This is a genomic window from Oscillibacter sp. KLE 1728 (assembly GCF_934833455.1).
GTDB classification, from domain to species: domain Bacteria; phylum Bacillota; class Clostridia; order Oscillospirales; family Oscillospiraceae; genus Oscillibacter; species Oscillibacter welbionis.
In genome coordinates this window covers 1-22,500 of sequence record NZ_CAKVVF010000019.1, presented here as the reverse complement: position 1 = coordinate 22,500, position 22,500 = coordinate 1, and the positions used below count along the sequence as shown (strand labels likewise).

The window sequence follows — 22,500 nt, the reverse complement described above, 5'->3', positions numbered from 1 at the left end:
GCGGCGTGGGCTGGGGGCTTGCACCGTCTCCCCCTCGCTTCTAAGCCGGTTTCGCAGGGCTGGCTCTGTCATCGCGTTTATGATAGTCCCATTATACGTCTTTGCGGGGATTTGTCAAGCAGAGGTTTTCAGAAATCTCCGCTGAAGGCCTGCATCCGTCAGGTCTCCTCTTCCGTCGGGAAGGGAGGCTCGTCCGCCTCCGGGGCGGGCGCGCCGCCCATCTGCATCTCCTGCCACTGGGCACGGGTGATCAGCAGCTGCCTGGGCTTGGAGCCCTCGAAGGGCCCCACGATGCCCCGTTCCTCCATCTGGTCCACCAGGCGGGCGGCCCGGGAGTAGCCCAGCTTCAGCCGGCGCTGGAGCATGGAGACAGAGGCCTGCCCGGTCTCCAGCACCACCTCCACGGCGGCGGGGAGCAGCTCGTCCCCCTCGTCCTCTCCGGCCTCCGGCGCCGCGGCCGCGGCGCCCTTGCCGCCTTTCTCCTTCTCCTGCATGGACTCCTCGATCTTGGCCATGACCTCATCGGAGTAATGCGCCTCACCGGACTGCTTCACGAACTCCACCACCCGTTCGATCTCCTCCGGAGAGATGAAGCAGCCCTGGACGCGGGTGGGCTTGCCCTGGCCCAGGGGAGCGTAGAGCATATCGCCCTTGCCCACCAGCTTCTCCGCGCCGGTGTTGTCCAGGATGATTCTGGACTCCAGAGAGGATGCCACAGCAAAGGCGATGCGGCTGGGAATGTTGGCCTTCATGAGGCCGGTGATCACATCTGCGGAGGGCCGCTGGGTGGCGATCACCAGATGGACGCCGGCGGCGCGGCCCATCTGGGCCACCCGGCAGATGGACTCCTCCACCTCCTTAGCAGCCACCAACATCAGGTCGGCCAACTCATCAATGACCACCACCACGCTGGGCAGCGTCTCCAGGTCCTCACTGGCCCGGGCCAGGCGGTTGAACTCCTCCAGCTTCTTCACACCATGCTCAGAGAAGGTCTTGTACCGCTTCATCATCTCGAACACCGCCCATTGGAGGGCACCAGCGGCCTTTTTGGGATCCGTCACCACCGGGATCAGCAGGTGGGGAATGCCGTTGTAGGGGGCCAGCTCCACCATCTTGGGATCCACCATGATAAAGCGGACCTCATCCGGGGTGGACTTGTACAGCAGCGACACAATCAGGGAGTTGGTGCACACGGACTTGCCGGATCCGGTGGTGCCGGCGATCAGCACGTGGGGCAGACGCTCGATATCCCCCACGATGTTCCGGCCGCCGATATCCCTTCCCAGGGCGAAAGCCACTTTGGACTTGTGCTCTGTGAACTCCCGGGACTCGATCACGTCCCGGATCAGCACCGGCGTCACCTGCTTGTTGGGCACCTCGATGCCCACCACGGAGATCTTGTCTGGAATGGGGGCGATCCGCACGCCGGAGGCCCCCAGGGCCAGGGCGATATCATCCGACAGGTTGGTGATCTTGCTGAGCTTCACGCCCTGGTCCAGCACGAACTCATACCGGGTGACGGAGGGGCCGTGGACCACGTCTCCGGCAGTGGCGTCCACACCGAAGCTGGTGAGGGTCTCCGCCAGGCGGCGGGAGTTGTTCCGCAGCTCTGCGCCGGTCTCGGCATAGTTTTCCTCCCGGCTCTCCTGCAGCAGGGTAATGGGGGGGAACTGATAGGTGTCCGCATCCTCCGTCAGCTTCTGCTCAATCTCCGCGGTCACCGCTGCCGTAGCGGCGGCTACCTCCTGGGCCACGGCCTTCTTCCCCGCCGCCGGGGCAGGCGGGGCGGCAGGCGCCGCGGGGGCGGGCTCCGGAACGGACACCTCTTCCGCCACGGGCTCCGGGGTGGGAGCGGCCTTGGCGCGGGCCGGAGACGGCGCAGGTTCCAGCGCCGCCTGCTCCGCCTCCTTGTCGGAGAGCACCTGGTCCGGCGTCTTCATCTTGTCGGACTTATGCCGGAAGAAGCCGGTAAACCGGCCGGACTCTTCCTCCGGCTGTGCGGGCGGCTTCTCGCCGTCCAGGGGAATGTCGATGGCGGGCCTGCTCTGGCGCTCTCCCCGCCGCTGGGGCGGCTCCGCAGGAGCGATGTGGACGGCGGGCGTAGGCTCCGGCTCCTCCTCGTACTCCGGCCGGTTCCGTACCATCTCCAGAACGGCGGAGGGCGTCACATGCAGGGCCGCCAGCAGCAGAACCGCCAGCAGCAAGCCGAAGAGAAAGAGAGACACCACCTTGGAGACCGCCAGCACCGCCGCCTCCGCCAGCAGGCCGGAAACGGCGCCGCCCGCCTTCAGGGCAAGGCCCGCCGTCCAGAGATTCTTCAAAACGCCCCAGCCGTTCAGCGCATAGTCTCCCCCTGCGAAAATGGTGTGGAACAGCGCTCCTGCCAGCAGCGGCAGCAGCAGGGCGCAGGTGGTCCGCAGGGTGACCGGGCGGCCCCGGTGCAGCAGCAGGATCCCTCCTGCCAGCAGCATAGCAGGGCCGGCCAGCCAGTAGCCGTAGCCGAACAGTCCCTTCAGGAGCTTGGCCAGCAGGTCGATGAGGATCGCCTGCACGCCGCAGTAGCTCACCAGCACACACAGCGCCAGCACCAGCAGTATCACGCCCCCCACCTCCCGGCGGATGGGACGCTTCTGAGGCTGCTTACCCTTGGCCGTGCGTGAGCCGGAGCGGCTGCCGCTCTTTTTCGTTGTCGTCTTCTTCTGCGTTGAGGATGCCATGCTTCTCTCCTTCGAGGTTCCAATCTCCTTTGTTTACCGTCAATGCAGCGCAACGGAGATGCGCCGCAAAATCTTCGGTTTTCCAGAGGCCCTTTCCTGAGCGGCCTGGCCGAACCTGCCCGTTCCAGGGTCTGGCTCCGCCGGACGCCTGATGCCGCTTCCGCCGCGGACGTGCTCTGCGCACCAAAGGCAAGTTACTTCAGCACAAGTGTCAGCGCCAGCACGATCAGGCCCACTGCCCAGCAGTAATACGCGAACCAGCCGAACTTGCCTTTATCGGCGATCATCTTCAGCAGGCGGATACAGATATAGCCCACCACGGCGGCCACCGCCACTCCCACCAGATACACGGGAATATCCGATACGATGATGGAATTCTCCTGAATGGCGTCCTTCAAGGTCAGGATGTTGGCCCCCAGGACGGCAGGGATGGACAGCAGGAAGGAAAAGCGCACCGCAAACTTGCGGTCAAAGCCCACAAAGCAGCCGGCGGTGATAGTGGTGCCGGAGCGGGAGATGCCGGGGCAGGTAGCGATGGCCTGGGCAATGCCCACCAGCAGCACATCCAGCAGCTTGGCGCTCCGCTCCGTCTTGCGTCCTTTTTTTACCCGGTCGCTGGCGAACAGCAGAAAGCCCGTCACGATCAGAGCCCCCGCCACGAAATAGATATTGCCGGACAGGCCCTCCACCAGATCCTTCACCGGCAGCACCACAAACAGGGGCAGCGTGCCCACGATAATCAGCAGGATCATCCGCCGTGCCGGCGGGATGGGGTTGGGTGTGGTGCCGCGAACCAGATCGCGGACGCCGTCGATCAGCTCCACGATCATGTCCCGGATATCCTGCCAGTAGGCCGCGAACACTGCCACCAGGGTTCCCAGGTGCAGCAGCACGTCAAAAAAGTCCGGCGTCGCCGGAACGCCCGCCTGGCCCAGGAAGTGCTCCGCAATGGCCAGATGGCCGGAGCTGGAGATGGGCAGGAACTCCGCCAGGCCCTGGATCAGGCCCAGCAGGATGGATGACAGCAAAGACAATGGATTCAATCCCCCAGTCATTTAAAATCGCACATACATGCTTGAGTATATCACGGCCAGGCTGAAAATTCCAGTCATATTTCCGCATAGCCCGGAGAAAAGCAAAAAACAGACCGGCCGTTCAGGACCGGTCTGCTCATTTGTATGCAGCGGCCGAAGGCGGTTCACGTCTCCTCCAGCGTCTCCAGCGCGGCCTTGGCCGCCGCCTGTTCGGCCTCTTTCTTGCTGTGGCCGGAACCGGCGCCGATGGGCAGTCCGTTGAGCTGCACCTCCGCCTGGAAGGTCTTGTCGTGGTCCGGCCCCGCCTCGCCGGTCATGTGGTAGGTGAGCACCTGATCCGCCTGGCGCTGGACCAGTTCCTGCAGAGCCGTCTTGTAGTCCCGGCGGCGCTCCTCCACTACCTCTTCCTTCTCTGCGTCCAGCAGGCAGCGGTGGATCAGGGCGGAGGCCGCCTCGATCCCCCCGTCCAGGTACACAGCAGCAAACACCGCCTCCGTGGCGTCTGCCAGGATGGAGATCCGCTCCCGGCCACCGCCAGCCTCCTCGCCCCGGCCCAGCTTCAGATACTGGCCCAGGCCCAGCTTCTGCGCCACTTCATACAGGCTCTGCTCACACACCAGGGCCGCCCGGATGCGGGTCAGGTCCCCCTCCGGAAGGTCCGGGTGCTGGCAGAAGAGAAACTCCGCTGTCACAAAGCCCAGCACGGAGTCCCCCAGGAACTCCAGCCGCTCATTGCTGCGCAGCCCACCGGCCCGGTGCTCGTTGGCGTAGGAGCTGTGGTTCAGCGCCTCCTCGAGAAGAGCCTGGTTGCGGAAGGTGTAATTCAGTTTTTTCTCCAGATCCCGCATATCGTCCACTCCCAAAAGGAAGCCCCGCTCTGCGCGGGGCGTTCCTGCAAGTTATCCGTTCAGCTTGCCTGCCACGTAATTCACCGCGTCGCCCACGGTCTTGATGGCCTTGACCTCGTCCTCCGCCGTCTGTCCCAGCTCGAACTCCTCCTCCATGGCCATCACCAACTCCACCAGGTCCACAGAGTCGGCGCCCAGGTCGTCTTCAAAGGAGGTCTCCAGCGTCACCTCGTCCAGCTCCATACCAAACTGCTCGGACACCAAATCCTTCATGGTCTGAAAAATTTCCTCATTCGACATGTCGTTCACCCCTCAAGGAAAAATGGTTCTGTGCCTTGCTGGGGTAATCATACGGCAATCTCTACGGCGGTGTCAATAGGAAATCAATTTTTTTCCATGCCGGGCTGGACCCGCATGTGTTCGATGTTGGCCTGAATGTCCGCGATGAAACCGCTTTCCGCATACTCCTTGGCCCGCAGCACCGCATTTTCGATGGCCCTGGCGTTGGAACCGCCATGGGCCTTGATCACCGGCTTTTGGATCCCCAGGAAGGGTGTGCCGCCCACCTCGCTGGGATCCAGCAGCTTTTTCATCTGCCCCAGATCCCCTTTCACCAGACCGGCGGCCAGCTTGGTCTTGGTGCTGGAGAGGAACATCTCCTTCAGGGACTTGAGCAGGAACTTGCCTACGCCCTCCATGGTTTTCAGCATCACATTGCCGGTGAAGCCGTCGGTAACGATCACATCGGCGGTGCCCATCATGGCCTCGTTGGCCTCCACATTGCCGATGAAGTGGATGCGGCCGGCCTCCCCAGCCTCTTTCAGCAGGGCGTAGGTCTCATGGCGCAGGGTGTCGCCCTTCTCCTCCTCCGCACCGATGTTCAGAAGGCCCACCCGGGGCTTTTCGATGCCCATGACCCGCTGGGCGTAGTAGCTGCCCAGGTACGCAAACTGGAGCAGGTACTCCGGCGTGCACTCGGCGTTGGCGCCGCAGTCGCAGAGGACCGCCCGTCCCCCGGCGGTGGGAATCTGGGGCCCCATGGCGGCCCGGCGGATGCCCCGAATGCGCTTGACCACCAGCGTGGCCCCGGAGAGCAGCGCCCCGGTGGACCCGGCGGAGACAAAGGCGTCTCCCGCGCCGTCCTTCAGCAGGTTCAATCCCACGGTCAGGGAGGAGTCTGGCTTCTGCTTGAAGGCCATGGCGGGGTCATCCGCGATCTCCACCACCTCTTTGGCGTCCTTGATCTCCACCCCTGCGGGCAGACTCTTCTGGCCGCAGGCCTCCACGGCCTTCAGCACCTCCGCCGTCCGGCCCACCAGAATGATCTCCACCCCATGGTTCCGGTTGGCGTCCAGCGCGCCCCGGACGATTTCCAGCGGCGCGTTGTCTCCGCCCATTGCGTCTACAATGATCTTCATGCTTCCCGCACCTCCTGCTTGATTTGGTCGATGATGGCCAGTGAACGGGCCGACAGCTCCGCGTTCTTATTCCGCTTCCCCTTCACCCGATGGTCCAGGGGCGGCATGATGCCGAAGTTGATATTCATGGGCTGGAACATCGTGACGGAGGGATTGGACACATACAGCCCCAGAGCGCCGATGGCGGTCTCCCGGGGGAAATCGACGGGCGGCCTGCCGGTCAGGCGCCGAGCGGTCTCCACCCCCACCAGAAAGCCGGAGGCGGCGGACTCCACATATCCCTCCACGCCGGTCATCTGGCCGGCAAAGGAGAGCCGGGGCTCCGCTTTCAGCCGGTAGTACCGGTCCAGCAGCCGGGGAGAGTTCAAAAAGGTATTCCGGTGCATGACGCCGTAGCGCAAAAACTCCGCATCGTGGAGGGCGGGGATCATGGAGAACACCCGCCGCTGCTCCGGGAATTTCAGGTGGGTCTGGAAGCCCACCAGGTTGTACACCGTGCCGTCGGCGTTGTCCCGCCGCAGCTGCACCACGGCGTAGGGCTCCTTTCCCGTGCGGGGATCCTTCAGCCCCCGGGGCTTCAGGGGGCCGTAGCAGAGGGTATCGTGGCCCCGGCGGGCCATGACCTCCACGGGCATACAGCCCTCAAATACCATCTTGTCCTCAAAGCCGTGGACCGGGGCCTCCTGGGCCGTGGTCAGCTCCTTCCAGAAGGCGTCGTACTCCTCCTCGGTCATGGGGCAGTTGACATAGTCCGCCGTCCCCCGGTCATACCGGGAGCCGAACCAGGCCTTGTCCATGTCCACGCTCTCGGCGGTGACCAGGGGGGCCGCCGCGTCGTAGAAGTGGAGGGCGGTGTCCGCCCCCAACAGGGACTGGAGCCGCTCCGCCAGGGCGTCGGAGGTCAGGGGGCCGGAGGCGATGACCACCTCCCCCTCCGGGATCTCGGTCACCTCGCCGGGCACCACGGTGATATGGGGGTGGCTGCGGATCTGCTCCGTCACCATGCGGGCGAAGCCGTGGCGGTCCACCGCCAGGGCGCCGCCGGCCTCCACCCGGGTGGCGTCGGCGCACTGGAGGATCAGGGAGCCCAGCCGCCGCAGCTCCTCTTTCAAAAGGCCCACAGCGTTTTCCAGCTGGTCGCTCCGCAGGGAGTTGGAGCAGCACAGCTCCGCGAAGTATTCCGTCTCATGGGCGGGGGTCTTTTTTTCCGGCTTCATCTCCCGGAGGGTGACGTCGATACCCCGCTGGGCCAGCTGCCAGGCAGCCTCCGAGCCGGCCAGGCCGGCGCCGATAACTGTTACATTCATAGTTTGGATCCTTTATCTATCGTTGGTTGATGGTGCGTCCCATGGGACGGGGAATCTGGCTCCCGCCAGGGGGCCGTTTCCACGGGGGATGCGCCCCCCATTCTCTTTTTGTTCTTGACAAAAAGAGAATGCGCCGCGCCCGGTGGAAGAGAAAAAATCGCTTTTGGTCGCAACTTTGCACATTCGTGCAAAGTTGCTGTACGGGGGTCGGCGTAAGATGGTGCCTGCGGGGTTGCGAGGGCTTCCCGACGGGCGCGGCGGAGTACGGTGCAGACTTGAACACTGACTCCCGCGGCGCGGTTCCGACAAAAATCGGGGTGCAAGGACGCATTTGACCAGCTTCTCTTTCCGCGCGTTCCGCTTCGCTACGCGCTGCCCCGGCGGTCGTGGGGGCTTGCACCAGCTCCCGTCAACCGCCAAGCCAGCGGCAGCGAAAAGAGAAGCCCCTCAATGCGATGACCACCCCGACGATCTCCGCACCATCCGCCACGGGACGGCAGTCCCAGAAATTGCAGAAGATGATAGCGTGCCCGAAGGCAGGCCAAAATCGGCGCTTGCACCGATCCGCCGACCCCCGTCGCGCGGAGGCGCGAACGCGCCGGAGCGCGTCTAAGCGGTCTTTTCTTTTGGACCGTGCACGGCCCGTTTTCTTTTCCACAAGAGGGAAAAGAAAATGGGGGGTGCATCCCGCTGGACCAGCCCCCTGCGGGAGCAGAAGTCCCCGTGGCCGCCGGACGGCGGCCCGTATCACCTTAGCTCCTCTGGTCGCTGCGTCCCAGCAGATAGTCGGTAGTAACGCCGAAGTAGTCCGCCATTTTCATCAATCCCGGCACATCCGGATAATGCCCGCCGCCCTCATAATTTTGGTATTGGCGAGCACTGATTTCAAAAACAGCAGCCATCTGTGTCTGTGTCTTGCCAGACTCCTTGCGCAGTTGTCTGACCCGTTGTGCAAAATTTTCCATGCCCCACCCCTTGACTTGCAGTTTAATTTCGTGTATATTGTAAACACGAAATTAAACTACGATTTTGGAGATGATTCATCATGACTGACCCTCTGGACATTCTCTTCGAGAACCTCCTGGAGCACCTGGACGAAAACCTCCCCGGCACCTGCTGGCCGCTCTACCAGCGGGAGAGCCGCCTGGAGAATGCTCTGCTGGCCTCCCTGACCCCGGAGCAGATCGAACTGCTGGAGTCCTATCAGGCCGCCGCCTGGCGCTGCACGGAGCAGGAGGAGCGCTTCCTCTTCCGCTCCGGCTTCCGCCTGGCCCGGGAGCTGTCACTCTTCCCCGGCGGGCTTCTTCGCCTTTGACGCGGCCGTCTTTTTGGCCGCGGTCTTTCTGCTGGATGTGGTCTTGGCCGCCGCTTTGGAGGCCGTCTCCTTCTTGGCCGCAGGCTTCTTTGCGGCAGTCTTGGCAGCTGCCGGTTTCTTGGCGGCGCTCTTTTTCGCGGCGGTCTTGGCGGTGTCCGCCTTCTTCGCTGCGGCTGTCCGCCTGGCGGGCTTCTTCTCCGCTGTCTCCTCCGCCGCAGCGGCAGACTCCGCGCCCTCGGCGCTGTCCGCGGCCTTCTTCCTGGGATAGCCCCGCTTCTCCTCCGGCAGGAAGTTGCTGCATTCCGGATTGATGCAGAAGGGCTTCTTGAATCCCCGGCCCGCCTTCTTGAACATGGTGTGGCCGCAGACCGGGCAGTCGTCCTTCACCGGCACGTCCCAGGTCATGAAGTCGCACTTCGCCGTCTCGTCCTTGCTGTTCACATGCTCACAGCAGTAGTAGGTATACTGCTTACCGGTCTTCTTGCTGTTGCCGGTGCGCTTCATCAGCCGCCCGCCGCACTTGGGGCAGCGGCCCGGCATCTCCACCACCAGCGGCATGGTGAACGTGCACTCGGGGTAGCCGGGACAGGCCAGGAAGCGGCCGAACCGGCCGGACTTTACCACCAGATTCCGCCCGCACTCCGGGCAGATCTCCTCGCTGACCTCGTCGGGCACCTTGATGCGGGCGCCGTCCAGAGCCTTTTCGGCGTTCTCCAGGTCCTGCTCAAAGTCCCCGTAGAACTCCCGCAGCACGTCCTTCCAGGCGGTCTTTCCCTCCTCCACGGAGTCCAGCCGCTGTTCCATATTGGCGGTGAATTTCAGATCCGCGATGTCGGAGAACCGCTCTTTCATCAGGGCGGTCACCACACGGCCCAGGTTGGTGATGCGGAGGTACTTGCCCTCCTTCACCACGTACTCCCGGTCCAGGATGGTGGACACAGTGGGAGCGTAAGTGGAGGGGCGGCCGATGCCCTGCTCCTCCATGGCCCGGATCAGCGTGGCGTCTGTATAGTGGGCCGGGGGCTGGGTGAAGTGCTGCTCCCGGTCAAAGTCCTTCAGGGTCAGAGGTTCGCCCTCCCGCAGGGCGGGCAAGGGGGATTCCTTCTCCTCTTTCTCCTCGTCCTTGCCCTCCTCATACACGGCGGTGTAGCCGGAGAATTTCAGGCTGGAGGAGCTGGCCCGGAAGCTGTGTCCCGCCGCCTCGACCTCCACGGCCACGCTGTCGTACACGGCGTTGGCCATCTGGCTGGCCAGAAAGCGGCTCCACACCAAGCGGTAGAGGCGGTACTGCTCGCCGGTCAGGTCCTTTTTCAGCTGCTCCGGCGTCCAGTTGACGTTGCTGGGGCGGATGGCCTCGTGGGCGTCCTGGGCGCCCGCCTTGGCCTTGTAGCGGTGGGTCTGGGCGTAATGTTCGCCGTAGCGGCCCGTAATGAAGGTCTTGGCGGAGGCCAGGGCCTCCTCACTGATCCGCAGGGAGTCGGTACGCATATAGGTGATGAGGCCCACGGTGCCCTCGCCCTCGATATCCACGCCCTCGTACAGCTGCTGGGCGATGGCCATGGTCCGCCGGGGCGTCATGGAGAGCTTGCGGGACGCCTCCTGCTGCATGGTGGAGGTGGTGAAGGGCGGAGAGGGGCTGCGCTGCTTGTCTGTGCGCTTCACGGTCTTGACGGTGAAGGGGGCGTGCTCCGTCTCATGGACCACAGCATCCACGTCCTCCGCCGACTTCAGCTCCGCCTTCTTGCCGTCCTTCCCGTGGTAGCGGGCGGCGAAGGGGAGCTTTTTCGCGTCGTCGCCGAACAGGTTGGCATCCAGGGTCCAGTACTCCTCAGGTTTGAACTCCTCGATCTCCCGGTCCCGGTCGTCCACCATGCGGGTGGCCACGGACTGGACCCGCCCGGCGGAGAGGCCCCGGCGGATCTTCTTCCACAGCAGGGGGCTCAGCTCATAGCCCACGATCCGGTCCAGGATGCGGCGGGCCTGCTGGGCGTCCACCAGCTTCTGGTCGATGTCCCGGGGCTCCCGGATGCTCTCCTGCACCACGTTCTTGGTAATCTCATTAAAGGTGACCCGCCGGGTCTTCTCGTCCGGCAGGTTCAGCAGCTGCTTCAGGTGCCAGGAGATGGCCTCTCCCTCCCGGTCCGGGTCGGTGGCAAGGTAGACCATCTCCGCACTCTTGGCGGACTTCTTCAGGTCGGCGATGATGTCCTCCTTGCCCTTGATGGGCTTGTAGACCGGCTCAAAGTCGTGCTCCAGGTCCACGCCCAGGGTGCTCTTGGGCAGGTCCCGCAGATGGCCCATGCAGGCCTTCACCTCAAACTCCTTGCCCAGGTATTTTCCGATGGTTTTGGCCTTCGCGGGAGACTCCACGATGACCAGGCTGTGTTTTGCCATAGTTACCTCCAAGCGCCCAGGATCGGGCGCGTGTTTATTCCGTCAAATTCACCGCGCGGGCGTACCGCTTCCCGCTGTGCTGGGTCACCAGATGCTCGATCTCCAGCACGGTCAGGGCCGACAGCACCCGCCGAGTGGGGATGCCCGTCAGCTCGATCAGGTCGTCTGCCAGCATGGGCTCCTCCGTCAGCGTCCGGAGCAGGCAGATCTGGTCGTCGGTCAGACTCAGATTATTGTGGGACAGGCTCACCGACGGAGCCACCGGCTTGGGCTCCGTCTTCTGTCGGGCCTGATAGCCCAGCACAGGGGGCGCGTCCTGCGTCCCCTCCCGGCGCAGCTTGTCCGGGAACCGGGCCTCGTATTCCCGCAGGATGTCCCAGGCGTCGGACGCCAGCCCGGCGCCGTCGCGGATCAGGCGGTTGCAGCCCACGCTGGCCGGAGCATCAATGGGTCCGGGGACAGCGAACACGTCCCGCCCCTGCTCCAGGGCGGTGCCCGCCGTGATGAGCGCACCGCTGCGCTCCGGCGCCTCCACCACCAGGGCTGCCAGAGAGAGGCCGGATAGGATGCGGTTGCGCACCGGGAAATGCCGTCCATCCGGCGGCGTGCCCGGCGGGTACTCGCTGACCAGCGCGCCAGCCGCCGCAACATCCTCATATAGGTATTGATTTTCCGGTGGGTAAATCACATCCGTGCCGTTGCCCAGCACCGCCGCCACCGTGCCGCCGGCCCGCAGGGCGCCCCGCAGCGCCGCGGAGTCGATGCCTCGGGCCAGGCCGCTGACCACCACGGCTCCGCCGGCGGCCAAGCCATGGCCCAGCTTCTCCGCACAGGAGACGCCGTAGGGCGTGCAGTCCCTGGTGCCCACCACAGCCACCGCCGCCTCATCGTCAAAAGCCGGCAGGCGGCCCCGGACATACAGCAGACAGGGCGGGTCGTAAATATTCCGCAGCCGGTTGGGATACCCCGCGTCCTGGAGGGTGAGGATGTTCACATTCAGCCGCTGGCAGTCCGCCAAAATCCGGTCCGCAGCGGCGCAGTCCTTGTTCTCCAGCAGGATCGCCTGCTCCCGGGTGATGCCCTCGGTCAGCAGCACCTCCTCCGCCTCCGCGTAGTACACGTCCTCCGGCGTGGGGAAATGCTGCAGCAGCGCCAGCCGGGTCTGGTTCGTCAGCCCCGGCAGCTCCGTCAGCCACAGCCAGTATTTGAGCGCGGACATGGACTTCCCTCCTCAGTCGTCTCTCGCCGCCTCCCACAGCAGCACGGCCGCCGCAGCAGCAGCGTTCAGGGACTCGCAGTGGCCGCTCATCGGGATCCTCACCGTCAGGTCACAAGCCGCCAGCGCGTCCGCCGAGAGGCCCTTCCCCTCGCTGCCAACGGCCACGGCGCAGTGAGAGAAGTCCGCCCGCCGCACGTCCACCGTATCGCTCCGAAGGGCCGCGCCATACAAGGGCAGGCCGCTCTTCGTCAGCAGCGCCCGCAGCTCTTCCAGCCCGCAGGTCCACACCGGGCAGCGGAACACCGCACCCATGGAGGCCCGAACGGTCTTGGGATTGTACAGGTCCGCGCAGGCGTTCACCAAAAACAATCCGTCGGCGTGAAAGGCGTCCGCCGTCCGGAGGATCGTCCCCACATTCCCCGGATCCTGAACCCCGTCCAGGACCACGTACCGGCGGCCGGTCAGCTGTTCCGGAAGCGTCCGGCCCGGCAGGCCGCACACGGAGAGGACGCCCTGGGGCGTCTGTGTGGGAGAGATGGATTTCATCAAATCCCCGGGTACCTGGACGCGGCGGACAGCATCGGGCAGGGCAGGCAGGGCAGCGGGGTCCGTGCAGACCACTGTCCGCAGGTCCGCTCTCCACAGCAAAGCCTCCTCCAGCAACTTGGGGCTGTCGCAAAGGAACTCCCCGCAGTCCCGGCGATAAGAAACGGAGGACGCCAGCTTGCGGAGATGGGTGCACAGCGGATTGGTCCGGCTGGTGATGATCTCCATAGGGCGCGCCTCCTTTTCCGGTCATTCTGCTCCCCGTGCGTCCATCCGTTCCAGGTGCTGTCCGGAGACGGGGATGCGCTCTATGCCCGGTGGGACATAGAGCGCGAAAGGTCCCATTCGGCAGCCCTTGGCCGCCGCAGTCCATGGAATTTCATGGAAACCGCTGTGGGGATTTATACAAAAGCAAGTATAGCATAAGCTCTTCTGTGATTCAAGTCAACGATTTTTTTCACAGCACCCTGGAATTTCATACCTTATAAATAAAAAAACACCGGCCGCTGCAGCCCGGCCGTTACAGATTCAACAGCCCGGAGCCCAGGTGGGAGCTCCGGATCCGGTCTTCTCCGGAAGGGTGCCGCCTTCGTGCTCTCCCATTTATCGCCTCCGGAATCTCTCTCCTCCCCCTGCGGCGCAGGTGCCTCTGCTTCTCAAGTCCGCTGTTCGACCGCCCCGGTGCCGTACACATTCCGCTCTAAATCCAGAGCCGGTGCGCATATCCGGAGAGGATTCCGTTTTTCTGCCGGCGGTTTTTGCCTTGACAGCAGACGGAGGAGTACGCCGGCCAGCGGCGTACTCCCCCTCTTTCCGCCGGGGCAAAGGCCCCGCCGGGTCAACTTCTCCATTTGCAGCTCTCCGCAAATCCGGCCTTAGCCGGACGTTTGCCAGCACAGGCTCTCCGGCCGGATGCGCTCATTCCAGCGGCTTCATCGTGGGGAAGAGAATGACTTCCCGAATGGTGTCGGAGTTGGTCAGCAGCATGACGCAGCGGTCGATGCCGATTCCAAGGCCGCCGGTGGGGGGCAGGCCGTACTCCAGGGCGTTGATATAGTCCTCGTCCATCATGCCAGCCTCGCTGTCGCCCTTGGCCCGCAGCTCCACCTGCTTCTGGAACCGCTGCTTCTGGTCGATAGGGTCGTTCAGCTCGGAGAAGGCGTTGCCCATCTCGCTGCGGCAGATGAACAGCTCGAACCGCTCCGTCAGCCGGGGATCCTGCGGGGAACGCTTGGCCAGAGGGCTCACATCCACTGGGTGCATAGTGATGAAGGTGGGCTGTACCAGCTTCTCCTCCACCTTCTGATCGAAGGTCTCATACAGGGCATTGCCCCAGGTGGGGTCCGCCGTCTCCGGCAGCTCCACGCCGATGGCCTTGGCAGCGGCCACCGCCTCCTCATCAGAGGAGATAGCCATGAAGTCGATGCCGGTGTACTGTTTCACGGCCTCATGCATGGTCAGCCGGGGCCAGCCGGGGGTCAGGTCGATCTGCTCGCCCTGCCACTCCACCTGATAGGTGCCCAGGATCTTCTGGGCGGCAGAGGACAGCAGGTCCTCAAACAGATCCATCATGCCGTTGAAGTCCGTGTAGGCCTGATACAGCTCCACAGTGGTAAACTCCGGGTTGTGCTTGGGGTCCATACCCTCGTTGCGGAAGATGCGGCCGATCTCATACACCCGGTCCAGGCCGCCCACAATCAGCCGCTTCAGGGGCAGCTCTGTGGCGATACGCATATACATATCGATGTCCAGAGTGTTGTGGTGGGTGATGAAGGGCCGGGCAGTGGCGCCGCCGGAAATGGTGTTCAGCACCGGCGTCTCCACCTCCATATAGCCCCGTTCATCCAGGAAGTCCCGGACGTGCTTGATGAACTTGGACCGGATGACGAAGTTTCGCTTCACCTCCGGGTTCACGATCAAATCCACATACCGCTGGCGGTACCGGAGCTCCAGATCTGTCAGGCCGTGGAACTTCTCCGGCAGGGGCAGCAGCGCCTTGCTCAACAGCGTGATGTTCTTGGCCCGGACACTCATCTCGCCCCGCTGGGTGCGGAACACCTCACCCTCGACGCCCACGATGTCACCGATGTCGAACTTCTTGAACTTCTTATAGACCGCCTCATCCATCTCGTCCTGGCGGGCGTACAGCTGGATGCGGCCGTCCCGGTCCTGCAGGTCACAGAAGCTGACCTTGCCCATGCCCCGCTTGCTCATCAGGCGGCCGGCCACCTTCACGGCCCTGCCCTCCATCTGGTCAAAGTGCTCCTTGATCTGTGCAGAGGTGGCGTCCCAGTCGAACCGGGTCTGCTGGAAGGGATCCTCGCCTGCGGCCTGAAGGGCCGCCAGCTTCTCCCGCCGGACGCGGCGCTGCTCACTCAGCTCCTGCTCCGGCTGCTGGGTTGTCTTCTGTTCAGACATGTCCGCTCTCCTTTACCGCTCGATCTTCTGCACCGTGTAGACGATGGCGCCGCTGGGGGCCTCCACCGTAACGGTGTCCCCCTCCTTGGCTCCGACCAGGGCCTTGCCGAAGGGAGACTCCTCGGAAATGATGCCGTTCATGGGGTCGGACTCCTGAGAGCCCACGATGCGGTAGGCGGGCATGGTGTTGCCGTTCTTGACCGCCACCGTCACCTTGCAGCCGATGGTCACCACGTTGGTGGGGGCGTTGCTCTCGTCCACGATCACCACGTGCTGCAGGATCTCCTCCAGCTCTGCGATGCGGGAATACAGCTTGCCCTGCTCGTTCTTTGCCTCGTCGTACTCGCTGTTCTCGCTCAAATCGCCGAAGCCCCGGGCCACCTTGATCTGCTCCGCCACCTCGTCGGACCGGGTGGTCTTCAAATAGTTCAGCTCTTCCTGCAGTTCCTGGGCGCGGGCCGCGCTCATCTTGTACTCTCTTTCCATGTGGACCGTATCTCTCCTATCCTTTGGCAGGGCGGCCGATGCGGCCGCCCCTGCACATAATGATGCTATATTATCATAGAGTAGTATTATAGTGTGTGGATTTGAGAATGTCAAGCGATGCCGCCTGCGGTTTTGCAAAATTCTCTGCGGTGTCAGCTCTCCGCCGTGCCCACGGTGATCTGCCCCGGCCGCAGGACGCCGCTCTCCACCAGTACGGCCAGCAGCTGAGGGCGGCAGAGGCCCGGGGGCATCTGGCCCTCCAGCACGGGCGGCAGCAGCAGCGGCGGCAGAGGCGCCGCCTCATCATACAGCCGCAGCACTGCCGGGTCCCGCCGTCGCAGGTCCGTCCGGGCCGCGAACAGCACCAGCACATCCGCCTCTTCCATCTGCTGCCGGGTGGGGGACAGCAGCAGGGAAACGCCGTACTCCCGCCGCAGCTGATTGGCCAGGGTGTCGCCGCCGTAGGGCACATCCAGCAGCACGTAACGGTTTCCCAGCGCCAGCTCCGTCACGGTCCGCACCAGCTCGCCGGAGAGCTGGTCTCCCGCCACCGCCAGCCGTGCGCTGCCGCCGGAGAGGTTCCGCCCTGCCATGACCGCCCGTGCCAGATCCGCCGCCAGCGCCCGCCGCAGAGGCAGCGTGGACACCGGCGCCACACCGACCTTCTCCAGCTGTTCCCCATAGGCAAACGCCTCCGGCACCACCAGACGGGTGACACCGGCCTTCCGCAGCCGCTTGGCGGCCGTCAGCACCCGCCGCCGCACCAGGGCCTCCGGTGTCCGGGGGCCCCTGGCCACCGACGCCCAGGCCACCCGCAGGTGGAGCAGGGCCCGCGTCTCCAGAACCACGCTCTTTTGCCGGACGCCGCCCGCAGGGGGCGTCCAAGTCATCATACCGATCATAAAATCACTCCCGCCCCATCCTACGGGGCGGGAGCGTAGTTTATGCACTTCCTGAGAGGGTATAGCCACTGAGATAGCCCATCCGCGGCTCCGCGCCGTGGCTCAGGGGATTCACCCGGACACCGTTCTCCGTCACCTCAAAGTGCAGGTGCGGCCCGGTGGAGTTGCCGGTGGATCCGGTGATACCGATCACATCCCCCTGGTTCACATACTGCCCCACCTCCACCTTCCGGCTGGACATGTGGGCATACAGCGTGGTATTGCCGCTGCCGTGGGAGATGACCACATAGTTGCCGTAGGAGCTGCTGTACTGGGACACGATGACCGTGCCGGACTTGGCTGCGTAGATGGAGCTGGTGTAACCCACCCGGCCGATGTCCGTACCCTTGTGGTTGGTGGAGCCGATACCGCCGGGAGAGTTCCGTCCGCCCATGGTGGAGGTGATGTACCGGCTGTTCACCGGCCAGATGTAGCCGCCTGGATTGGACTCTGTGGACTGGCCGTTGGCGGCCTGCTGGGCCACCAGCTGGTCGCTGAGGCGCTGGGCCTCCGCCCACAGGGCGTCCTGCTCCGCCTCCAGATCTGCCAGTGCGGCCTCCGTCTCGTTCTCGTTGGCGGACAGCTGCTGGATGACGGCGTTGGCCTGGCTGCGCTGGGTGTTCAGCTCATTCTCCTTGCTGACCAGCTCCGCCTTGGCGGCCTCGGTCTCAGCCTTGCTGCTCTCCAGCGTGGCCTTCTTCTCCTCGATCTCCGCCTGAAGGGCCTTGAGGTCGTCGATGACGCCCTGGTCGTACTTCATGATCTCGTTGATGGCGTCCAGCCGGCCCAACAGGTCGGTAAAGCTGCTGGCCCGGAACAGCACCGCCCAGTAGCTGACCTCGTCCTGCTTCTCCATCTCTCGGACCCGGCTGCAGAACAGCTCGTACTGGGCCGCCTCTTTTTCCTCAGCCTCTACCAGCTCCGCCTCCGTCTGGGTGATGAGGGCGGCATACCGGTCGATCTGGGCCTGCGTATTGGCGATCTGTGCCTCCGTATTGGCGATCTGCTGGTCCAGCAGCTCTTTCCGGGCCACAGCCTGGCTCTTGTCGTCCGCCAGGGCATCCAGCTTGGCCTGGAGCTCCTTTTTCTCCGCGTCCAGGCCGTTGGCCTCATCCTTCAATTCATTCACGTCCGCCCAGGTGACGGCCGCCGCCGGAGCCAGATTGGCGCCGGTGATAGCCAAGGCCAGCGCCGCTGCGAACACGGCGCGGAAGATGCGGTGGAATCGCCTGCCAGCTTTCTTCATGCCCGTCACCTCACACCTGCAAAAATTTCCGGATAGCGGAGAGGCTGCCTCCCACGCCGATCACAATGCCCGCCAGAGCGAACACCGCCGCCACTGGCGCCCAGAGCTCCGAGAAGGGCATCACCTGGATCAGCTGCAGCGTGTCGTTGCTGTCCACACCCCGGGCCACTGCCGCATACAGCGCCCACTGGAGGAAGAAGGCGATCACCGCGCCCAGCAGGCCCAGCATGAAGCCCTCATACACAAAGGGCCAGCGGATGAAGCCGTTGGTGGCGCCCACCATCCGCATGATGGCGATCTCCTCCCGCCGGTCAAAGGTGGTGAGCTTGATGGTGTTGGAGATGATGAACACCGACACTACGAACAAGATGGCGATCAGTGCCACGCATACCACCGTGGCTACGTTCCGCACAGTGACAAAACCACCGGCGATCTCCTCGTAGTGGCTGACATCGGAGATGCCGGTGAGGGCCTGCACCGCCTCCACGGTCTCGCTCTGCGCCTCCAGATCCACCAGCTTGATGGCGTAGCGGTCCTCCAGAATCTCCGGGTCCAGGTCCTGGAACAGCTCCTCATCCGGGTACTGGGCCTTGAAGTCCTCCATGGCCTCATCCCTGGAAATGAAGGTGACGGAGGCCACATTGGGAATGGCCTCCAGCCGGGACTTGAGGGCCCGGGCCTGGGTCTCGGTGTAGCTGTCATCCACATAGGCCAGGATCTCATTCTCCTGTTCCAGGGTGGTCAGCAGCTCATTGGCGTTTACCGCCACCAGAGTAAAGGTACCCATAATCAGCAGGCAGGCCACCGTGATGCCGATGGCGGCAAAGGACATGAAGCCGTGGCTGAACATATTGCTCAGTCCCTCGTGGAAAAAATAGCTGAAATCGTGACGTTTAGCCATGGATATGCCCCCCCACATAGCCGCCCACGCTGTCGTTGACGACATGGCCGGAATCGATGGTGACCACCCGCTTGCCGAAGCGGTCCACCAGGTCCTTCTCGTGGGTCACCACCACCACGGTGGTGCCCAGCTCGTTGATCTTCACCAGCAGGCTCATCAGCTCCAGGGACCGCTCCGGGTCCAGGTTTCCGGTGGGCTCGTCGGCGATGATGGTGTTGGGGTTGTTCACCAGGGCCCGGGCAATGGCTACCCGCTGCTGCTCGCCGCCGGAGAGCTCCGTGGGATAGCTGTCCGCCTTTTTCCCCAGGCCCACCAGCTCCAGCACATAGGGGATGCGCTTGCGGATCTCCTTGGGGCTGGCGCCCACTGCCCGCATGACAAAGGCCAGGTTGTCATAGACAGTCTTCTTCTCGATCAGCCGGAAATCCTGAAAAATCACTCCCAGAGTGCGGCGCATCAGGGGGATCTGCTTTTCTGAGATGTTGCTGACGGAAAAACCGTTGATCATAATGCGTCCGGCGCAGGGTTCCACCTCGCCGGTCAGCAGCTTGATGATGGTGGACTTGCCGGACCCCGAAGGGCCCACCAGAAACACGAATTCCCCGTCCTCGATCGTCAGGGTAATGCCCTTGATGGCCCGGGTGCCGTTGTCGTACTCCATCTCCACGTCTTTTAATCGAATCATGTCTGTACCTCGTGTTCCCTATTTTATACACGCCGGGCGCGGCCGAAAGGTTCCCCGCCAGTCGACATAATGTAAGAGCTTTTTTCATTATATCTGGTTTTCCGCCGCAATGCAACCGCCTTTTTCAAATCTTCCGATTCCGTTTTCCTCCCCGGCGGTCCGTCTCCGCCGGGCGCGAAAAACCCCGGCCGGAATTCCGGCCGGGGCGCTTGTGTGATCCATCCAGGCTCAGGAGTCGATGCCCCGGGAGGTCAGATATTTCTTGACCATCAGAGCCACCTTGAAGGTAATGGCGTCGTCGAACTCCCGCAGGTCCAGGCCCGTCAGCTTCTTGATCTTCTCCAGCCGGTACACCAGAGTGTTCCGGTGGACGAACAGCTTCCGGGCGGTCTCGGACACGTTCAGGTTGTTCTCAAAGAACTTGTGGATGGTGAAGAGCGTCTCCTTGTCCAGTGCGTCGATGGGGTTCTTTTTGAACACCTCCTGGAGGAACATCTCGCACAGGGTGGTGGGCAGCTGATAGATCAACCGGCCGATGCCCAAATTCTCATAGTTGATGACGTACTTCTCCGTGTCAAAGACCTTGCCCACCTCAATGGCGATCTGTGCCTCCTTATAGCTCTTGGCCAAGTCCCGCAGGTGGGTGGCCACGGTGCCGATGCCCACCACCACCGTGGGCTCCCCGCCGGCACGGAGGGCCTCCTCAATAGAGGAGGCGATCTTGTTCAGCTCCTTGATGCCGGAGCCCTCCGGCATCTGGCGGATGAGGACCACGTCGCCCTCGCCGATGCTGAGGACGAAATCGTTTTGCCGGTCCGGGAACAGGGACTGGATCACGTCCGTGGGGACAGACTCCCCCTTCTTCAGGGTGCGGACCACGAATACGCCCCGGGGCACGTCCGCCGTGACCCGCAGCTCCTTGGCCCGCACATAGATATCCCCCAGCATGATGTTATCGGAGATGATGTCCTTGATGAAGGACCCCCGGTCATGTTTCTCCTCGTAGTAGGATTTGGCTGCATTCAGCGCCACCGTGGCCATGGCGCAAACGGTCTTGCTGATCTCGTTGTCGCCAAAGGCGAAGGCTGCATAGTCAAACTGGGTTCCCCAGCCGTTCAGGGCCTTGAATGTCTTTCCCTCCGACGTGACGATGGCGCCGCCGGCAGCATTGATGGCAGGCACATGCTCCGCCCACCGCTGGCCGATCATCGCCAGTTCGCTGCAGGCGATGACGATGCCCTCACCGTCAATGACGCCAACCGTCCGGTCCGTATTTTCCTTCAGCTGCAGCACCACATTTTGAAAAATTCTTCCAGACATGGTCGTCCTCCTCCTCTAAAATCACACGTGGGGGCGTTGTGCAAATTGTCAATGGATATATTATATCGTTGAATTTGTCAAAATGCAAGATATATTTTCTTTTTTCAACAAAAAAACGGCTTCTTTTTTGGGCAAGATTTGAATTTTCTGATGTGGCCGTTAGAAATTTCGCAGGCTCTCTACCTCATCCTCCGTCAAATATCGGTATGTGCCGGGTTCCAGGGCCGGATCTAGTGGCAAATTGCCCATGCGGACCCGCTTCAGATAGAGGACCGGCTTTCCCCGAGCCGCCAGCATCCGCTTCACCTGATGGAACTTCCCCTCCCGCAGGGTGACCAGCCCCTCGCTGCCCTCCGGCCCGGCGGAGAGGATCTCCAGCCCCGCCGGCAGGCATTCCAGGCCGCCTCCCAGGGTCATGCCTGCCGCAAACGCCCTGCAGTCCTCCTCCGTCAGACAGCCGGCAGTGCGGGCATAGTAGACCTTGTCCACATGATGCTTGGGAGAGAGGATGTCGTGGGCCAGTCCTCCTTCGTTGGTCAGCAGCAGCAATCCCTCCGTATCCTTGTCCAGCCGACCCACCGGAAACAGTCCCCGCCGCCGGAGCTCCGGCGGCAGCAAGTCCAGCACTGTGGCCCCCCGGCCGTCCTCCGTGGCGGAGAGGACCCCCGCAGGCTTATGAAGCATGATCCAGGTGTAGCGGCGGCAGTGCAGCACGGTCCCGTCCACCATAATCTCCACTGCTTCCGGCACCACCTTGTCCTCCGGAGACCGGGCAGGCACACCGTCCACCAGCACCCGGCCCTGGCGGACCAGGAGCCTCACTTCCCGCCGGGAGTATGTCCCCTCCCCGGCGATGATCTTGTCCAGACGCGCTTTCTCCATGCCGGCCTCCTCCTTGCTGACCTCTGCCTCTTTTTACCGCTTCTCTTCCGACGGCTTGTTCTGCTTCATCTTATCATAAATCCGGAAAAAAATGAATAGGAAGATGCAGGAGGGATCGATATGCTGATTTGGACCGCGCGGGTTTCCAAGAAGACAAAGGCCGTTGTGGCTGTGATCCTGGCCGGCATCCTGGCGGCCGCCGTCCTGCTGCTGGTGGGCCGCTCCGGTGGCGGTCAGGACGCGGCAGCTTGGCAGCTGACCGGCAATGCCGACCGCATCGCCTATCTGGAGTCCATGGGCTGGCAGGTGGAGGAGGAACCGGTGGAGACGCTGCAGTTTCTGCTGCCGGAGAAACTGGAGGAGCCCTACCTCACCTACAACGAGCTGCAGGATTCCCAGGGCTTCGACCTTTCTGCGTGCTGCGGCAAGCAAGTGGCCCGGTACACCTACACCGTCACCAACTATCCCGGACGGCCGGAGGGTGTCCAGGCCAACCTCTATGTCTGCGAGGGGCAGCCGGTGGCCGGGGATATCCTCTGCGCCGGGGCAGACGGATTCCAGGACACACTGGTCTATCCGGAGCAGGACTGAGCCCGTTCGGAATGGCCTGCGGGCAAAAAAAGAACTGCCGCAATGCGGCAGTTCTTTTCTTGGCTGAAAAATCAGGCCTCGGTGATCTCGGTAACAGCGCCGGAACCCACAGTGCGGCCACCCTCACGGATAGCGAAACGCAGGCCCTTCTCAATGGCGATGGGGGTAATCAGCTCCACGCTCATCTCGACGTTATCGCCGGGCATGCACATCTCAGTGCCCTCGGGCAGGG

Annotated in this window: 21 protein-coding genes; 2 read left to right on the top strand and 19 right to left on the bottom strand. The window is 63.2% G+C overall.

Annotated features, from left to right (window positions below):
• Positions 1-158: 158 nt before the first annotated feature.
• From QVE23_RS03585 to QVE23_RS03555, 7 genes are all read right to left on the bottom strand, one after another.
• A complete protein-coding gene (locus QVE23_RS03585; protein ID WP_287967583.1) occupies positions 159-2,717 on the bottom strand; it encodes a DNA translocase FtsK in 2,559 nt (852 codons plus the stop codon).
• A 194-nt stretch (positions 2,718-2,911) separates the two neighbouring features.
• A complete protein-coding gene (locus QVE23_RS03580) occupies positions 2,912-3,751 on the bottom strand; it encodes an undecaprenyl-diphosphate phosphatase (RefSeq protein ID WP_036631136.1) in 840 nt (279 codons plus the stop codon).
• A 164-nt stretch (positions 3,752-3,915) separates the two neighbouring features.
• Positions 3,916-4,599 (bottom strand): ribonuclease III, encoded by a 684-nt coding sequence (gene rnc, locus QVE23_RS03575; RefSeq protein WP_021750890.1) that lies wholly within the window; start codon positions 4,597-4,599, stop codon positions 3,916-3,918.
• 51 nt (positions 4,600-4,650) lie between these two features.
• Entirely contained in the window at positions 4,651-4,899 is a 249-nt protein-coding gene (acpP, locus tag QVE23_RS03570) for an acyl carrier protein (protein WP_021750891.1), read from the bottom strand.
• 83 nt (positions 4,900-4,982) lie between these two features.
• Positions 4,983-6,017 carry a phosphate acyltransferase PlsX gene (plsX, locus tag QVE23_RS03565; RefSeq protein ID WP_021750892.1) on the bottom strand — a complete coding sequence of 345 codons (1,035 nt, stop codon included), beginning with the start codon at positions 6,015-6,017 and terminating at the stop codon, positions 4,983-4,985.
• On the bottom strand, positions 6,014-7,324 hold the full coding sequence (trmFO, locus tag QVE23_RS03560; protein WP_021750893.1) for a methylenetetrahydrofolate--tRNA-(uracil(54)-C(5))-methyltransferase (FADH(2)-oxidizing) TrmFO: 1,311 nt from the start codon (positions 7,322-7,324) through the stop codon (positions 6,014-6,016). The genes plsX and trmFO overlap by 4 nt, the downstream gene beginning before the upstream one ends.
• Positions 7,325-8,076: 752 nt before the next feature.
• Positions 8,077-8,289 carry a helix-turn-helix domain-containing protein gene (locus QVE23_RS03555; RefSeq protein WP_021750751.1) on the bottom strand — a complete coding sequence of 71 codons (213 nt, stop codon included), beginning with the start codon at positions 8,287-8,289 and terminating at the stop codon, positions 8,077-8,079.
• Positions 8,290-8,369: 80 nt separating this feature from the next.
• Here QVE23_RS03555 and QVE23_RS03550 point away from each other — a divergent pair, with 80 nt between their 5' ends.
• Positions 8,370-8,639 (top strand): hypothetical protein, encoded by a 270-nt coding sequence (locus tag QVE23_RS03550; RefSeq protein ID WP_287967582.1) that lies wholly within the window; start codon positions 8,370-8,372, stop codon positions 8,637-8,639.
• Here the strand turns inward: QVE23_RS03550 and topA are convergent.
• The 11 genes from topA to QVE23_RS03495 all read right to left on the bottom strand — a co-directional run bounded on the left by topA (position 8,607) and on the right by QVE23_RS03495 (position 21,677).
• Positions 8,607-11,033 carry a type I DNA topoisomerase gene (topA, locus tag QVE23_RS03545; protein ID WP_287967581.1) on the bottom strand — a complete coding sequence of 809 codons (2,427 nt, stop codon included), beginning with the start codon at positions 11,031-11,033 and terminating at the stop codon, positions 8,607-8,609. The genes QVE23_RS03550 and topA overlap by 33 nt on opposite strands.
• A 34-nt stretch (positions 11,034-11,067) precedes the next feature.
• Positions 11,068-12,252 carry a DNA-processing protein DprA gene (gene dprA, locus QVE23_RS03540; RefSeq protein ID WP_021751600.1) on the bottom strand — a complete coding sequence of 395 codons (1,185 nt, stop codon included), beginning with the start codon at positions 12,250-12,252 and terminating at the stop codon, positions 11,068-11,070.
• 12 nt (positions 12,253-12,264) lie between these two features.
• Positions 12,265-13,026, bottom strand: coding sequence for a TrmH family RNA methyltransferase (locus QVE23_RS03535; protein ID WP_287967580.1), 762 nt, complete (start codon positions 13,024-13,026; stop codon positions 12,265-12,267).
• A 690-nt stretch (positions 13,027-13,716) separates the two neighbouring features.
• A complete protein-coding gene (lysS, locus tag QVE23_RS03530) occupies positions 13,717-15,216 on the bottom strand; it encodes a lysine--tRNA ligase (protein ID WP_025545356.1) in 1,500 nt (499 codons plus the stop codon).
• Positions 15,217-15,228: 12 nt separating this feature from the next.
• Positions 15,229-15,702, bottom strand: coding sequence for a transcription elongation factor GreA (gene greA / locus QVE23_RS03525; protein WP_287967579.1), 474 nt, complete (start codon positions 15,700-15,702; stop codon positions 15,229-15,231).
• A gap of 152 nt (positions 15,703-15,854) precedes the next feature.
• A complete protein-coding gene (locus QVE23_RS03520; RefSeq protein ID WP_119310780.1) occupies positions 15,855-16,604 on the bottom strand; it encodes a hypothetical protein in 750 nt (249 codons plus the stop codon).
• A gap of 40 nt (positions 16,605-16,644) precedes the next feature.
• The gene (locus QVE23_RS03515; RefSeq protein ID WP_273482444.1) at positions 16,645-17,889 is read right to left on the bottom strand and encodes a murein hydrolase activator EnvC family protein; all 1,245 of its coding nucleotides are present in this window, start codon (positions 17,887-17,889) and stop codon (positions 16,645-16,647) included.
• Positions 17,890-17,899: 10 nt separating this feature from the next.
• Positions 17,900-18,790, bottom strand: coding sequence for a permease-like cell division protein FtsX (gene ftsX / locus QVE23_RS03510; protein WP_021750732.1), 891 nt, complete (start codon positions 18,788-18,790; stop codon positions 17,900-17,902).
• The gene (gene ftsE / locus QVE23_RS03505) at positions 18,783-19,475 is read right to left on the bottom strand and encodes a cell division ATP-binding protein FtsE (protein WP_021750733.1); all 693 of its coding nucleotides are present in this window, start codon (positions 19,473-19,475) and stop codon (positions 18,783-18,785) included. Before ftsE ends, ftsX begins: the two co-directional genes overlap by 8 nt.
• 228 nt (positions 19,476-19,703) lie before the next feature.
• On the bottom strand, positions 19,704-20,795 hold the full coding sequence (locus QVE23_RS03500; protein ID WP_021750734.1) for a PucR family transcriptional regulator: 1,092 nt from the start codon (positions 20,793-20,795) through the stop codon (positions 19,704-19,706).
• Positions 20,796-20,954: 159 nt separating this feature from the next.
• Positions 20,955-21,677 carry a pseudouridine synthase gene (locus QVE23_RS03495; RefSeq protein WP_021750735.1) on the bottom strand — a complete coding sequence of 241 codons (723 nt, stop codon included), beginning with the start codon at positions 21,675-21,677 and terminating at the stop codon, positions 20,955-20,957.
• A gap of 120 nt (positions 21,678-21,797) precedes the next feature.
• On the opposite strand from QVE23_RS03495, the gene QVE23_RS03490 reads away from it, so the two are divergent.
• A complete protein-coding gene (locus QVE23_RS03490) occupies positions 21,798-22,268 on the top strand; it encodes a DUF4830 domain-containing protein (RefSeq protein ID WP_021750736.1) in 471 nt (156 codons plus the stop codon).
• A gap of 71 nt (positions 22,269-22,339) precedes the next feature.
• Here the strand turns inward: QVE23_RS03490 and QVE23_RS03485 are convergent.
• Positions 22,340-22,500, bottom strand: a 161-nt coding sequence (locus tag QVE23_RS03485; protein ID WP_502919059.1) for an EF-Tu C-terminal domain-related protein, incomplete at its 5' end; no start/stop codon positions are given.

Coding starts and splice junctions, on each gene's coding strand:
- QVE23_RS03585 (WP_287967583.1), bottom strand. CDS start 2,717: ATGGCATCCTCAACGCAGAAGAAGACGACAACGAAAAAGAGCGGCAGC.
- rnc (WP_021750890.1), bottom strand. CDS start 4,599: ATGCGGGATCTGGAGAAAAAACTGAATTACACCTTCCGCAACCAGGCT.
- acpP (WP_021750891.1), bottom strand. CDS start 4,899: ATGTCGAATGAGGAAATTTTTCAGACCATGAAGGATTTGGTGTCCGAG.
- plsX (WP_021750892.1), bottom strand. CDS start 6,017: ATGAAGATCATTGTAGACGCAATGGGCGGAGACAACGCGCCGCTGGAA.
- trmFO (WP_021750893.1), bottom strand. CDS start 7,324: ATGAATGTAACAGTTATCGGCGCCGGCCTGGCCGGCTCGGAGGCTGCC.
- QVE23_RS03555 (WP_021750751.1), bottom strand. CDS start 8,289: ATGGAAAATTTTGCACAACGGGTCAGACAACTGCGCAAGGAGTCTGGC.
- QVE23_RS03550 (WP_287967582.1), top strand. CDS start 8,370: ATGACTGACCCTCTGGACATTCTCTTCGAGAACCTCCTGGAGCACCTG.
- topA (WP_287967581.1), bottom strand. CDS start 11,033: ATGGCAAAACACAGCCTGGTCATCGTGGAGTCTCCCGCGAAGGCCAAA.
- dprA (WP_021751600.1), bottom strand. CDS start 12,252: ATGTCCGCGCTCAAATACTGGCTGTGGCTGACGGAGCTGCCGGGGCTG.
- QVE23_RS03535 (WP_287967580.1), bottom strand. CDS start 13,026: ATGGAGATCATCACCAGCCGGACCAATCCGCTGTGCACCCATCTCCGC.
- lysS (WP_025545356.1), bottom strand. CDS start 15,216: ATGTCTGAACAGAAGACAACCCAGCAGCCGGAGCAGGAGCTGAGTGAG.
- greA (WP_287967579.1), bottom strand. CDS start 15,702: ATGGAAAGAGAGTACAAGATGAGCGCGGCCCGCGCCCAGGAACTGCAG.
- QVE23_RS03520 (WP_119310780.1), bottom strand. CDS start 16,604: ATGATCGGTATGATGACTTGGACGCCCCCTGCGGGCGGCGTCCGGCAA.
- QVE23_RS03515 (WP_273482444.1), bottom strand. CDS start 17,889: ATGAAGAAAGCTGGCAGGCGATTCCACCGCATCTTCCGCGCCGTGTTC.
- ftsX (WP_021750732.1), bottom strand. CDS start 18,790: ATGGCTAAACGTCACGATTTCAGCTATTTTTTCCACGAGGGACTGAGC.
- ftsE (WP_021750733.1), bottom strand. CDS start 19,475: ATGATTCGATTAAAAGACGTGGAGATGGAGTACGACAACGGCACCCGG.
- QVE23_RS03500 (WP_021750734.1), bottom strand. CDS start 20,795: ATGTCTGGAAGAATTTTTCAAAATGTGGTGCTGCAGCTGAAGGAAAAT.
- QVE23_RS03495 (WP_021750735.1), bottom strand. CDS start 21,677: ATGGAGAAAGCGCGTCTGGACAAGATCATCGCCGGGGAGGGGACATAC.
- QVE23_RS03490 (WP_021750736.1), top strand. CDS start 21,798: ATGCTGATTTGGACCGCGCGGGTTTCCAAGAAGACAAAGGCCGTTGTG.